Below are 13,810 nucleotides of genomic sequence, written 5' to 3' on the forward strand. Positions count from 1 at the left end.
GGCTTGCGAAAAGTCTCCCGTAGTTCTGTTATTCGAGGAAATCCTTAAGCCGTTTGCTGCGGCTTGGGTGGCGCAGTTTACGAAGAGCCTTAGCTTCGATCTGACGAATACGCTCACGCGTAACTCCAAAGACCTTGCCCACTTCTTCCAGCGTTCTCGTCCGTCCATCGTCCAGACCAAAACGAAGGCGAAGCACATTCTCTTCACGCTCTGTCAACGTATCCAGTACGTCTTCAAGCTGTTCTTTCAGCAATTCATAGGCAGCAGCATCTGCTGGAGCCAAAGCTTCCTGATCCTCGATAAAATCGCCCAGATGGGAATCATCCTCTTCACCAATCGGTGTTTCGAGGGAAACCGGTTCCTGTGCAATCTTCGTGATCTCACGCACTTTCTCCACACTCAGATCCATTTCAGCTGCAATTTCTTCTGGCGTTGGTTCGCGTCCAAGTTCTTGCAACAACTGACGGGATACCCGGATCAGTTTATTTATCGTTTCGACCATGTGCACCGGAATACGAATGGTACGCGCCTGATCGGCTATCGCACGTGTGATCGCTTGACGGATCCACCAAGTCGCATACGTACTGAACTTATACCCTTTTTTGTGGTCAAACTTCTCAACTGCCTTGATCAGACCCATGTTTCCTTCCTGAATCAGGTCAAGGAACAGCATACCGCGTCCCACATATCGCTTGGCGATACTGACAACGAGTCTAAGGTTGGCTTCAGCCAGTCGGCGTTTCGCTTCTTCATCCCCGTTTTCAATCCGTTTGGCAAGCTCCACTTCATCATCTGCAGACAACAAAGGTACGCGACCAATTTCCTTCAGATACATCCGGACAGGGTCATTGATTTTGATACCAGGAGGCAAGCTCAGATCATCATCAAAGTGGAACTCATCGTCTCCCTCTCTGCTGTTGTTTTCTGAGTCATCATTAGGGCGAAGCGTAACCTCTTCATCATTCTCGTTTACCACGTCGATACCCAGGTCACTTAATTGTTCGTAGAACTCATCCATTTGCTCAGCATCCTGCTCAAACGGGGAGAGTTTCTCAATAATTTCCTTGTAGTTCAATGAAGCTCTTTTTTTGCCTGATTCAATCAGTTGATCCTTAACCTGATCCAGCGTTAATTCTGTTTCTAGTTCAGTATGCTGATCATTCGCCATAACTCGACTCCCTCCTCCCTAGAAACATCCAACACACGGACATTTACTGTCTCTCTAGGGCAATCATTTCAATTGCGATTTGTGCCGCGCGTACAAAATCACCTGCACGCTCTGCAGCAATCATTTCTTCTTTTTTCAGATCGTACTCTTTTTTGCGCGGATATTTCAGCACTTCCCTGATACAATCATCGAGTATCTGAACGTTCCATTCACCCGGGCCATCCATCATTGAGATCGAGCTGACGGTTTTCTCCAATCGATCATCATGCAATGAGGACATAAAACGGCTTGTATCCGGCGATTTGCCTTGCGCATAATAGGCATATAGATAAGCAGCAATAGCTGCATGATCATCCAAGTTAAAAGCTTCACCAAGATGCTCATTCACATACTGGGCAGCCTCGTCATCCTGAAGCATCCAGGCAAGCAATTTGCGCTCAGCAGCATGGTAAGCCGGCAACAGATTGGGTGTAGGCACCTGCCTATTTTGTTGCCTACCATTATTCCACCTTTTCGGGTTATTATCCCCATACTGCTCGTTATTTTTCATGGACTGTCGCTCTTCATTACACTCCTGCTTCAGTGTCTCAAATGACACATCCACTTCGGCAGCCAGTTCACGCAAATACACTTCGCGTTCTGTAGGGGAAGATAATGGCGCGATTAGCTTTACCGCTTCCTTGGAATAGGCGATCAGACCGCCGCCTTCTAGCAGTATATGGTTTTTTTTAAGGTTTATAAGCTTAAATTTTGTTGTGGTCACAGCACCGTCTACAATCTGGTTGCGAAACCGTTCACCACCGTACTTCCGAATAAAATCATCCGGATCAAGCCCTTCGGGTATAAGAGCCACCTTAACCTGCAGCCCGGCTTCTTCCAGAATGGGGAAGTTCTTAAGTGCAGCTGCCTGCCCTGCTCGGTCACCGTCATAACAGATAATGACTTCGTCGCACATGCCCTTGAGCATAAGCGCCTGATTCTCGGTTAGCGCTGTACCCATGGCTGCTACTCCGTTCTGGATCTCTTGATCCCAGGCGGAGATCACGTCGCCGTAACCTTCGAACAAAATAGCTTGTCTTTGTTTGCGAATTGCATTTTTGGCCTGATGCAGATTGTAGAGAACTCGGCTTTTGTTGAATAACCGGGTTTCCGGTGAATTTAGGTACTTCGGCTGCCCGTCTCCCAAAATGCGGCCTGCAAATGCAATCGGTTTGCCGCTTCTGCCATTAATCGGGAACATAACCCTGTCTCGGAAGCGGTCCACATAGCCCTGACCTTCACTCCGCTGCGACAGAAGACCGCCCTTTTCCATCTCTTCAAGAGGAAAGTTGCGCTTCTCCAGAAATTGCACCAACGTGTCCCAACGATTCGGCGCATAACCAATCTGGAACTGGTCAATCAGCTTGTCGCTAAAGCCCCGCGAGCGTAAATACTCCATGGCTGCTTTTCCATGCTCTGTATTTTTCAATAAGAAATGATACAGCTTTGCAGTTAGCTCATACGCCTCCAGCAGACGTTCTGTCTCCGGATTTACATGAGCGGATTCACGCCCTTGCCAGTCTCCCATCGAGATGTGACTTTCTTCCGCCATCGTCTTGACAGCCTCGGGAAAGGATAACCCTTCGATTTCCATCCTGAATTTGATGGCATTTCCACCCGTGCCGCAACCGTAGCAGTAGAAAATTTGTTTCTCTGGTGTAACTGTAAACGAAGGCGTCTTCTCGGAATGAAAAGGGCAGAGGCCTTTCATGTACTTCCCCTGCTTGGTCAGATGCACAAATCGGCTCACCGTATCGACAATATCATGCTGCTGTAACACCGATTCAATAATGCTTTCGGGTATACCGCCTTGTCCGGTACTCATCTCTGGCCACCTTCATCTCTTTCAGCACGTAAATATAATTCGCTAAACTTACACATTCTCCTGCAAATCTTTCAAAAGTTTTGTCAGTTTATGTTGAAAAATTTCCCGATCCTGCTCTGTGAAAGGCTTTGGACCCTTCCCATAATGCCCTCTTTTCCGTGCTTTGGCAGCAGTATGCCGGGAATCGAGCATAAAATCAATGTCACGATCATTAAATTCGCGACCACGAAATGATAAAACATAACAACGTTTGCCAAGTGCGAGTGCTGCCAGTCCATAATCCTGTGTAATGACAACATCACAGGGCTTGATATGATTGGCGATGTACAGATCCGCGCTCTGATCACTGCGGTCGACCTGCACGGTACGCACCCCTTCTCCTCCCTGAAGCAAATGATCAAAGGAAGATACTAACAATACGGGGATATCAAAACGACGGGCCGTTTCTGCAATCTCGGCTTTCACCGGACAAGCATCTCCGTCCACAACAATCTGGCGTACATTCAACTCACTCAACCTCAGGATCACCCGGCTTCATAAAATAGCTGCATATTGTTATATACGACTTCCGCCAGCGAAATTCCTTCTGACCAGTCAAGGTAAATCAAAGGCTAAAATACGGAACGGCTGTTAAAAATAAAATTTCACAACCCGTTCCGTATATTTATACCCTCATATATCCTTCTTTAATACTGAATTTGAAGCGTATGCTTTAACCCGTCAGTGCCGGGATATTATACTAACACCAATTTGGAGAAATCGGCAAATCCTTTCAAGTCACGATCGATAGCTGCGAGCAGAGCCAAGCGATTAGCACGGACTGCTTCATCTTCGGCCATAACCATTACGGAATCGAAGAATGCTGTTATGGCTTCCTTCCAAGCGGATGCAATCGCGAGCGCTTCCGCTGCATCGTGCTGCGACAAGGCTTTGCGATATTCCTCATTGGTTCTGTTCCAAGCTTCATGCAGCTGCTTCTCTCCCTCTTCGGTAAACAGTTCAGGATGAACAGAAGCATTCGACGCTTTGGCAGCCAGGTTACCTACCCGGTTGAAAGATTCCACTGTTGTTTTGAACGCATCACCGGTTTGAACAGCGGCCATCAAAGCCTCACCTTTTGGAACAACAGCACTAATATCATCGAATCCGGCAGAGATCACGGCATCAACTACATCATAACGAACAGTCTCGGACAACAGTTTTTTCACACGAAGACCGAAGAAGTCCTGCAAATCTTTACGAACCTCTTCATCTGCACGTTTCAAAAGGTTCATCTGAGCATGTACCTGAAGCGCAACCCCGAACACATCGGAGAGCGTCAGTGGAAGCTGATGATCCAGCAAGATTTGTACAATACCCGCAGCCTGACGACGAAGTGCATATGGATCCTGGGATCCAGTCGGGATGATATTGATGGAGAAACAGCCCACGATGGTATCCATTTTATCTGCAGCACTTACGATCGCACCTACAAGTGAAGCAGGAGATTGGTCTCCGGCAAAGCGCGGCTGATAGTGTTCAAATACCGCTTTGGCCACTTCTTCCTTCTCACCTGCCTTGCGAGCGTAATCCTCACCCATGACACCTTGCAATTCAGGGAACTCACCAACCATCAGCGTAACCAGGTCAAACTTGCAGATATCTGCAGAGCGGCTCACCGACTCCGCAACATCAGCTGAAACCTGCAGCTTGGATGCCAGACCGTCCGCAATTTTGCGAATACGACGCACCTTGTCACCAACGGTACCCAGCTCCTCCTGAAAGACAATGCTCTCCAGTTTGGACAATGCGTCCTTGATCTCGAGCTTCTGGTCTTCTTCGTAGAAGAACTTGGCGTCAGACAGACGGGCACGCAGTACTTTTTCGTTACCTTTGGCGATGACATCAAGTGAATCACTGCCTCCGTTACGAACGGTTACAAAGAAAGGCAGCAATTGTCCCGCACTATCCAGTACAGGGAAATAACGCTGATGCTCACGCATCGAAGTTATCAATACTTCCTGAGGGATATTGAGGAATGAAGGATCGAACGTTCCGAACAATACAGTTGGCGTTTCCACCAAAAACAGTACTTCCTCCAGCAAATCTTCCTTGATAGCGATATCCCAGTTCTTCTCGGCAGCCAGTGCCTGAATCTGGGAAACGATCATTTGCTCCCGTTCCTTGATATCTGCAATAACATGTTCGGAACGCAGCAATTCGACATATGAAGCAGGATTAGTAATCACGGCCTCCTTACCAAGGAAACGATGTCCCCGGGTTACATTCCCGGATTTCACACCTGCAACTTCAATATCAATAACCTCACTACCAAGCAGAGCGACAATCCAGCGAATCGGGCGGACAAATTTGAAATCATATGAAGCCCAGCGCATGAATTTAGGGAATGTCATGGCGTGCAGAATCGACAGCAATCCTTCACCGATTACCGATGAAGTCTCTACACCTTTGCTGCTCTTGGTTGCATAGATATACTCGACTCCGCCGAGTTCCTTAAACGTAAACTGATCCGGATCAACACCTTGACTGCGTGCAAATCCGAGTGCTGCTTTGCTCCAGTTGCCGCTCTCGTCAAGTGCAATTTTACGGGAAGGACCTTTTACTTCTTCTTCCACGTCCTCTTGCTTCTCGGCAACATCCTGAATCATGACAGCCAAACGACGTGGTGTAGCATAAGCGTTTACCTCACCATGTGTTACGCGGGATGCATCCAGCCATTTCACGATACGATCCTGCAGCTGTTCAATCGCCGCGCGCATAAAGCGTGCAGGTACTTCCTCCAGACCAATTTCAAACAACAGATCCTTAGACATGCTCCGCTCCCCCTTTCTTGATCAGCGGGAAGCCAAGCTTCTCGCGCTCTTCCACATATGTTGCAGCCACTTGGCGTGCCAGATTACGAACACGTGTAATGTAACCGGTACGTTCAGTAACACTGATTGCTCCACGAGCATCAAGCAGGTTAAACGTATGGGAACATTTCAGCACATAGTCATATGCCGGAAATACCAGATGCTGTGCCATAGCCTTATTGGCTTCTTCTTCATGCATGTTGAAGAGGGTAAATAGCATCTTTACATCAGATACATCAAACGTATATTTGGAGTGTTCAAACTCAGGCTGCAGGAATACATCACCATAGGTGATTCCCTCTACCCATTCCAGATCAAACACATTTTCTTTCTCCTGAATATAAGAAGCAAGGCGCTCCATACCATACGTAATTTCGACAGCCACCGGGTTCGTCTCAATTCCGCCGACTTGCTGGAAGTATGTAAACTGTGTAATTTCCATACCATCGAGCCATACTTCCCATCCCAGGCCTGCGCAACCCAGAGAAGGATTTTCCCAGTTGTCTTCAACAAAACGGATATCATGTTTAAGCGGGTCAATCCCCAAACGTTTGAGACTTTCCAGGTAAATTTCCTGAATGTTGTCTGGTGAAGGCTTAATAATGACTTGAAATTGATGGTGCTGATACAGACGGTTCGGGTTTTCTCCGTAACGTCCGTCGGAAGGACGACGGGAAGGCTCTACATAAGCTACTTTCCAAGGCTCTGGTCCAAGTGAACGCAAAAAGGTCATCGGGTTCATGGTACCTGCTCCTTTTTCCGTATCATATGGCTGGACAATAATACAGTTGTGCTCGGCCCAGAATTGTTGCAGCGTGAGAATCATCTGCTGAAAATTCATAATCATGCTCCTTTTCAATGAGTTTATTGACAAGCTGAGAAAACTTCCGATTTGCACAAACGTCAATCGAAGCCCGACGTAGAACGGACAAAACGCGTTTTGCGAGAGATTCCCGGGATATATCCACCAGCTTTACGGAAAATATTTCCACAATCAAAAAAAGCCCTCGCCCTACGCCTGTTGTCCAGACGTAGGGACGAGAGCTACTCCCGCGGTTCCACCCTACTTGGCTTGTGTATAAAACAGGATAACCTGTTCACGCAAGCCCACTTTTCCGTGTCCATTCATGCTCCCGAGTGCCATTTCACAGACCGATTCATCCCGGCTTGCACCATCCCAGGCTCGCTCAATTATCGTAGTCAGGACCGTCTGGCCAATCTACGAGAATAATAAATCAGGTCTCCTACTCTCTCGTTCAATGCATGTCTCCAAAAAGAGAAATTATAGTCCATATTAAATAAAAAAGAGTGCAAAGTCAAGTGAATCTTGTCATCCCCAGAAAACACACCTTAAATCCCGTATTTCTCCATCTGATCGAGAAAAGAACGGGATTTCAAATTGAGACCCAACTGGTGATCCATGAAGGCTCTCATGATCTTCTTCATTTCATCTCTAGTGGCCTCACTGACGGATATGTTGCCCAATCGCTGCAAATCCAGCTGTGCAAATAACCGCAGTAACCTCAGAGCTTTAGGACTTACAGACAACGCAGGTGGATCAAAGTGTTTACAGGCTCTGCACAGCACACCACCGAGCCTTGGACTTACAAACAACTGTTCATCCGGCCGTTCCTGGCCGCATGAAATGCATTCATCAAGCGACGGGCCGTAGCCCGCCGATTGTAATATTTTCATCTCATAGAGACTGGTAATGACGCTTGGGTCCTTCTCTTCCTTTAAAGCCTGAAGACAAGCCTTAAGCTGCTTGAACCAGAAAGCACCTGTTTCCTCATCCTGCAGGACCCTATCCAGCAGTTCACATGCATAGGATGCATAAGCTGCTTTAACTAAATCTTCCCGAAGCTCATGATATGACTCCATGATTTCGCCCGCATTTAGTGTCCCCAGGCCCGTATTACGGAAATATACGTATTGACCGTACGTAAACGGCTGCACCAGCGCAGCATGTCGGCTTTTGGGCTTTTTGGCACCACGGACGAGTACTCCTACTTTTCCACCACTTTCGGTGCAAAGCGTAATAATTTTGTTTCCCTCGCCGTAGTCCATGCTGCGGATGACAATCCCTTCCACCCTGTATAGCATGCCTCGTCACCTAACCATTCCCGAATCAGCCAATTAACCTTCGGCTTCTTCATCTTCTATCACTTCCCCTGCAGTATCAGACTCCTGTCCTGTTGGCGCACATGCCTCGGTATACAACAAATAGGACTCCACATCCCCCGTCATTGCAAAAACCTTCCACGAAAAATCTCGCATCAGAATTTCATCCTCTCTTCGGAAATGACGTCTGCATCTACCAGTTAGGATGGAGTCTTGCAAGGTAAACTATGTGTTGCAATTAATGGATACTTGCTCGATTAAACGTCACGGTGGAAGCCGAGATCACGCAGAACGCGATCCTGATTTCTCCAATCCTTTTTCACCTTAACCCACAGATCCATAAAGATTTTCGAACCCAAAAGGTTTTGAATATCCGTACGCGCACGTTTGCCGACCTCTTTTAACAGGGCTCCCTGTTTACCGATAATAATCCCTTTTTGAGAGTCACGCTCTACAAAAATAACGGCTGAAATGTATACTACCCCGTTGTCCTGAACCTTCATATCCTCAATGGTTACAGCAATGGAGTGGGGAACCTCTTCCCGGGTCATTTGCAGAATTTTCTCCCGAATCAGCTCCGCACAAACGAACTGTTCCGGGTGGTCTGTAACCTGATCTTCCGGGTAGTATTGCGGTCCTTCCGGCAAATACTTGCCGATCTGATCAAGCAGTGTACTTACATTGCTGCCGAGTTTGGCAGAGACCGGTACAATTTCTGCGAAATCATGCAGCTTGCGATACTCCTCAATAAGCGGCAGCAGCGCTTCCGGTTCGATTTTATCAATTTTGTTCATCACCAAAATGACAGGAGTCCGAACATTTTTCAGTTGTTCTGCGATGTAACGGTCACCACCGCCCATTCCTTCGGAAGCGTCAATCAGGAACAGAGCTGCTTCCACTTCCCCGAGTGTATTCAGGGCAGTCTGGTTCATATAGTCACCCAGCTTGGATTGCCGTTTGTGAATACCTGGTGTGTCCAAAAAGACAACTTGCTTGTCATCGGATGTGTAAACGCCATGTATTTTATTACGAGTGGTTTGCGGCTTGTCCGACATAATGGCTATTTTTTGACCAATAACCTGGTTCATCAAAGTCGATTTACCAACGTTAGGACGCCCAACAATAGCTACAAAACCCGATTTAAATGCTTTTTTCTTCATATGTTCCTCCTCAGGCGCCTAGGCCTGGAATAGTTTATTTTTTGGCAAAATCCAAATCAGACGGACCAAAAGCCCAAGGCAGCAGCTCGGCAACCGTCGTTTCCTGCAGGTCACCATTCAAGTTGCCCATGATGACTTTCATATCCGGCTCACACAGCTCAACCATAACCTGGCGACACACGCCACATGGCGCGATTGGACCTTCCGTATCTCCTACAACGGCAATGGCCTTGAAACTACGAGGCTGCTGCCCCCCTGCGATCGCACTGAAGAGTGCTGTTCGCTCCGCGCAGTTGCTTGGTGTATAGGCAGCATTCTCAATATTGCATCCATGATGCACATTGCCTTCGCTATCCAGCAGAGCTGCTCCTACGCCAAAATGGGAATAAGGTGTGTACGCTTTGGCACGTGCCTTAATGGCTTCTTGCATGAGCTGTTGATTATCCATAATCCAAATCTCTCCCTCAGGTTATCACTAAAATAAACTTCTTGTTATAGCAGGCTTATCAGAAACCAAGCCAATGTAAAACCGGTTTGAAGAACACCATACATCCGATGACTACGGCGAACACCGCAGCCAGCAAAACTGCGCCAGCCGCGGTGTCTTTCGCCGCTTTTGCAAGCGGATGAATATGCGGATGTGCCAGATCTACCGCTGCCTCTACGGCCGTGTTCATTAATTCGGTTACCAGCACCAGAAAGATGGCTGTTAGCACAAACATCCAGTCTGTCCTAGAAATCCCGAAGATAAATCCTGCCGAACACATGATGACGGCTACTCCCGAATGAACCCTTACATTTCGCTGTGTCCGAAAACCGTATACGATTCCTTCTGCCGCATTGCGGAACACCAGACTCCAGGAGCGCCTTTTCATTATCGTGTCAACCCGGCCTGGGCGAGTACAGCTTCCTGTTTGCCCATCATTTCGGCTTCGCTTGCTTCGTCCTGATGATCATATCCGAGCAGGTGCAAGAAACCGTGCACAAACAGAAAACCAAGCTCACGTTCAAATGAATGCCCATATTCTTCACTTTGCAGGATTGTACGAGGAACGGAGATAATGATGTCACCGAGAACATCTGGCATCTCTTCCATCTCTTCATCCTCATCCAGTTCGTAGATGATGTCCAGTTCCTCATCCATGGTTTCATTCATGGCAAATGACAGCACATCTGTCGGACGATCGATTCCGCGGTAATCCCGGTTCAGCTCATGAATCTGGGCATCATCCACAAATGTGAGAGCAACTTCTCCATCAGCCACGCCTTCAGCTTCTCCTGCCAGGTTCAGCAATTGCTCTAGCATTGCAATCATCTGTTCTGTAATTTCTTTATCCTGTTGATCATTATTCCATGCCAGGTTAAGACTCATTCTTTCATAACTCCTGTCTGCTCATATTCGTAAGTCAACCTGCTTCAGGTGAGGTTGGCTTCGGTTTTTTGATCTCTTCCGGGTATTCAATCCGGGAGTGGAAGATTCCCATTACCGTCTCTTTCAAGGTCTTTGCTACGATATCCAATTCACGCATGGTGAGATCACAATCGTTAAACTGATGATCATCGAGACGCCCCTTGATAATCTTCTCAATCATGGATTCCACTTGTTCCACAGTCGGTTTGCGCAAGGAACGAACTGCTGCTTCAACACTGTCCGCTATCCCCACGATAGCCGATTCCTTGGACTGGGCTTTTGGACCTGGATAACGGAAATCTTCTTCTGTAAAGTCAGGCTCCACTCCTGCTTCCTCGGCTTGACGCAGCGCTTTGTGATAGAAGTAATGGAGGAAGGTTGTCCCGTGATGCTGCTCCGCGATATCCCGAATCGGTTTCGGGAGCTTATAATCTTTCTGCATTTCCACACCATCCCGTGCGTGCGCAACGATAATTGATTTACTCAATTTGGGATCAATGGAGTCATGCGGGTTCTCCATATTGTTCTGATTTTCAATGAAATATATCGGTCTCTTGGTCTTGCCAATATCATGGTAATACGAACCTACTCGGCAGAGCAGACCATTCGCTCCTATAGCCTCGGCCGCGGCCTCCGACAGGTTTCCTACCATGACACTGTGATGATATGTCCCCGGTGTTTCCGTCAGCAGTTTACGCAATAACGGGTGGTTCGGGTTGGACAGCTCCACCAGCTTCAGTGCTGATAGTATACCAAACGATGTTTCGAAAAACGGCATAAGCCCAATGACGAGAATCGCTGTTAGTACACCACCCGCAAAAGCAAATCCAACGCCGTAAAGCGTTGTTGTACGGTTCCAATCCCCCGTATCAATCAACGACAGTGTAAAGACGGCAATTGAACCAAACAGGCAGACCATGATGGCCCCCTTTAAGATGGTGGATCGCTGGCTTGCCCGGTATGTCGCGAAGATCGCAACAAAAGACACCAGCACCGCAAAGAAGCCAAGCTCAAAATCAAAAATCTGACCTTGATGCGTATTCAGGATGATGCTTGACAACATGCCAATGATGATCGAGCAAACGAAAGCAAGCGATGTATCCAGCAATAAGGCAATCAACATCGCCCCCACTGCAACTGGTGCAAGGAAGCCGACATATGACCTATCTGCTGTCTGAATGAATGCCGTTACATGCATAAGCACAATCGTAATAATGAAAATGAGTACAAGCATCAGCAGCTGTGCATTATTATATTTGAAATGCGTTCCGCTGAATTGCTGAATATACATCAGAATTGCTGCCGACAGCAGACAAGACAGCATGAGAAGACCCAGCTGCGGCCAGTAATTTACTTCGTTTTTCAACAAATCATTTTCATCAAGAAGCGCGTACATTTCGGGGGTTATCATTTCGCCCTTGGCAACCAGTGTATCACCTTGTTTGATATAGACTGTCTGTGTATTTTCACGAGCCTGTACCTTGGCTTCCTTTGTCCCCTCTTCATCATAGAAACGGTTGGACGTTACTACAAGGCGGGCGAGCTCCTGAACAACCTCACGCTGCGTACGCTTGCTAAGGGAACTTACACTTACCATTTCGGCAACTTTTGCCCTTGCTGTCGTAGCATCACTGATCTGATCCGTCATCAATCTGGACACAATATCCCGACCAACGGACTTCATCTCCTGGATATCATCCGAGGTCAAGCGGGATATCTTGATATAGGTTTCTTCCGGAATTCGGTAGCTTTGCTCCTGAACTACGTTTCTGATCTCTTCCAAAAGAGTTTCGGAATATGTACCCGCTTTCCGATTGTTATTGATAAAGTTGGACACAAAATCCTTCTGCCTCTGCGGAATCTCATCACGATAAATATCAATCTTGTCCTGACTGGAAATCTGGTCATCCTGATTCAGACGGTCAATACGATCCAGCAGGGTGGTCATCAAATTTTCGTTTCGCAGCTGCACAATTTGATAGATCGGCTGTACACGCTCAGCAGCTTCTTCCTGAGCTTTCAGCGTTGCCTTCGTGTTTGGAATCTGCATGGGCGCAGCAATATCCACTTCGCTTCGTGTGCCTTCCTGAATGTCATACCGCTCGGGAAGCAGCTTGGAGGCCAGACTGAAGTAGAAGAGAATCACCAGAAACAAAAACAGAAGATAGCGTGCCCACACGCTATACTTCCATCCTGTGGTTCTATTCTGAAAAGATTTGCCTTTTGACAGTTCCTTCGAGGTCACTTTAGACAATCCCTTCTATTCTTGATTTTCTGCGGCGTGGTTGTATGCAACGATAATTTTTTGGACGAGGGAATGCCGTACAACATCTTGCTCGGCAAAATAGACAAATCCAATTTCTTCAACTTCACTGAGTATCGTTTTTGCTTCCACCAGTCCAGACTTTTTGCCGCGAGGTAAATCAATTTGCGTTACGTCTCCGGTAATGACCATTTTGGAGCCAAAACCAAGACGGGTCAAAAACATCTTCATCTGTTCCGGCGTCGTATTCTGAGCTTCGTCCAAAATGATGAACGAGTCATCGAGTGTACGCCCCCTCATATATGCCAGTGGTGCAATTTCGATCAAACCGCGCTCCAGTGCCTTGGCCGTTTGCTCTTGACCCATTACGTCATACAAGGCGTCATACAAAGGCCGCAGATAAGGGTCAACCTTTTCCTGCAGGTCTCCAGGCAGGAAGCCCAGGCTCTCGCCCGCTTCAACAGCAGGCCGTGTAAGCACGATGCGCTTGACGCTGCCTTCCTTGAGAGCTGCAACAGCCAGTACAACGGCCAGATAGGTTTTACCCGTACCGGCTGGACCGATGCCGAATACAACATCACGTTTCTTAATTGTCGTTACATAGTGCTTCTGTCCAATGGTTTTAACACGAATCGGTTTGCCCCGGTAGGTGGTCGTAATCTCACCCTTAAAGAGATCAAGCAGCTGGTCTGCACGCAGATCCTTGGCCAGTTCAATGGCATAGCTGACGTCTCGTTCGGTTAGCACATACCCGTTACGTACCAATTGCAGTAACACATCGAATAATTGTTCAAGCGATTCCACATTCTTTGTATTGCCGTGAATCACAATTTCCGCTTCGCGTGAAGCGATCTGGGCGGGAATCTCGGATTCAATCAGTTTCAGAAAAATATCTTGGGGTCCAAAAAGAGATTGACCCTCTCCCGCACTCTGGAGGGAGATTCGTATGCTGCGTGTTTGTTCTGACAAAT

The 13,810-nt window shown here is 47.5% G+C and carries 13 protein-coding genes; all 13 read right to left on the reverse strand.

Annotation, left to right across the window (positions count from 1 at the left end; genetic code table 11):
- Positions 1-28: 28 nt before the first annotated feature.
- The 13 genes from rpoD to MHB82_RS21835 all read right to left on the reverse strand — a co-directional run bounded on the left by rpoD (position 29) and on the right by MHB82_RS21835 (position 13,808).
- Positions 29-1,168, reverse strand: a complete 1,140-nt coding sequence (gene rpoD / locus MHB82_RS21775; RefSeq protein WP_095289908.1) for an RNA polymerase sigma factor RpoD — start codon at positions 1,166-1,168, stop codon at positions 29-31.
- A gap of 43 nt (positions 1,169-1,211) precedes the next feature.
- On the reverse strand, positions 1,212-3,032 hold the full coding sequence (dnaG, locus tag MHB82_RS21780) for a DNA primase (protein WP_095289907.1): 1,821 nt from the start codon (positions 3,030-3,032) through the stop codon (positions 1,212-1,214).
- 48 nt (positions 3,033-3,080) lie between these two features.
- Positions 3,081-3,548, reverse strand: coding sequence for a YaiI/YqxD family protein (locus tag MHB82_RS21785; protein ID WP_431523674.1), 468 nt, complete (start codon positions 3,546-3,548; stop codon positions 3,081-3,083).
- A 218-nt stretch (positions 3,549-3,766) separates the two neighbouring features.
- On the reverse strand, positions 3,767-5,845 hold the full coding sequence (gene glyS, locus MHB82_RS21790; protein WP_341175800.1) for a glycine--tRNA ligase subunit beta: 2,079 nt from the start codon (positions 5,843-5,845) through the stop codon (positions 3,767-3,769).
- Complete coding sequence (gene glyQ / locus MHB82_RS21795) at positions 5,838-6,725, reverse strand: glycine--tRNA ligase subunit alpha (protein ID WP_095359489.1); 888 nt, start codon at positions 6,723-6,725, stop codon at positions 5,838-5,840. Before glyQ ends, glyS begins: the two co-directional genes overlap by 8 nt.
- Before the next feature lie 509 nt (positions 6,726-7,234).
- Positions 7,235-7,987: a DNA repair protein RecO gene (recO, locus tag MHB82_RS21800; RefSeq protein WP_095359490.1), complete on the reverse strand. Its 753-nt coding sequence runs from the start codon at positions 7,985-7,987 to the stop codon at positions 7,235-7,237.
- A gap of 33 nt (positions 7,988-8,020) precedes the next feature.
- Positions 8,021-8,161: a YqzL family protein gene (locus MHB82_RS21805; protein WP_095359491.1), complete on the reverse strand. Its 141-nt coding sequence runs from the start codon at positions 8,159-8,161 to the stop codon at positions 8,021-8,023.
- 101 nt (positions 8,162-8,262) lie between these two features.
- Complete coding sequence (gene era / locus MHB82_RS21810; protein ID WP_095359492.1) at positions 8,263-9,165, reverse strand: GTPase Era; 903 nt, start codon at positions 9,163-9,165, stop codon at positions 8,263-8,265.
- 34 nt (positions 9,166-9,199) lie between these two features.
- A complete protein-coding gene (locus tag MHB82_RS21815; protein WP_095359493.1) occupies positions 9,200-9,613 on the reverse strand; it encodes a cytidine deaminase in 414 nt (137 codons plus the stop codon).
- Positions 9,614-9,671: 58 nt separating this feature from the next.
- Positions 9,672-10,040, reverse strand: a complete 369-nt coding sequence (locus MHB82_RS21820; protein WP_095289893.1) for a diacylglycerol kinase family protein — start codon at positions 10,038-10,040, stop codon at positions 9,672-9,674.
- Complete coding sequence (gene ybeY, locus MHB82_RS21825; RefSeq protein WP_095289891.1) at positions 10,040-10,537, reverse strand: rRNA maturation RNase YbeY; 498 nt, start codon at positions 10,535-10,537, stop codon at positions 10,040-10,042. Before ybeY ends, MHB82_RS21820 begins: the two co-directional genes overlap by 1 nt.
- 34 nt (positions 10,538-10,571) lie before the next feature.
- Positions 10,572-12,821, reverse strand: coding sequence for an HD family phosphohydrolase (locus MHB82_RS21830; RefSeq protein WP_095289889.1), 2,250 nt, complete (start codon positions 12,819-12,821; stop codon positions 10,572-10,574).
- A 15-nt stretch (positions 12,822-12,836) separates the two neighbouring features.
- A complete protein-coding gene (locus MHB82_RS21835) occupies positions 12,837-13,808 on the reverse strand; it encodes a PhoH family protein (RefSeq protein ID WP_095289887.1) in 972 nt (323 codons plus the stop codon).
- Between the last annotated feature and the right edge of the window lie 2 nt (positions 13,809-13,810).

The sequence above is a fragment of the Paenibacillus sp. FSL K6-2862 genome, assembly GCF_038005125.1.
Classification (GTDB): Bacteria; Bacillota; Bacilli; order Paenibacillales; family Paenibacillaceae; genus Paenibacillus; species Paenibacillus illinoisensis_A.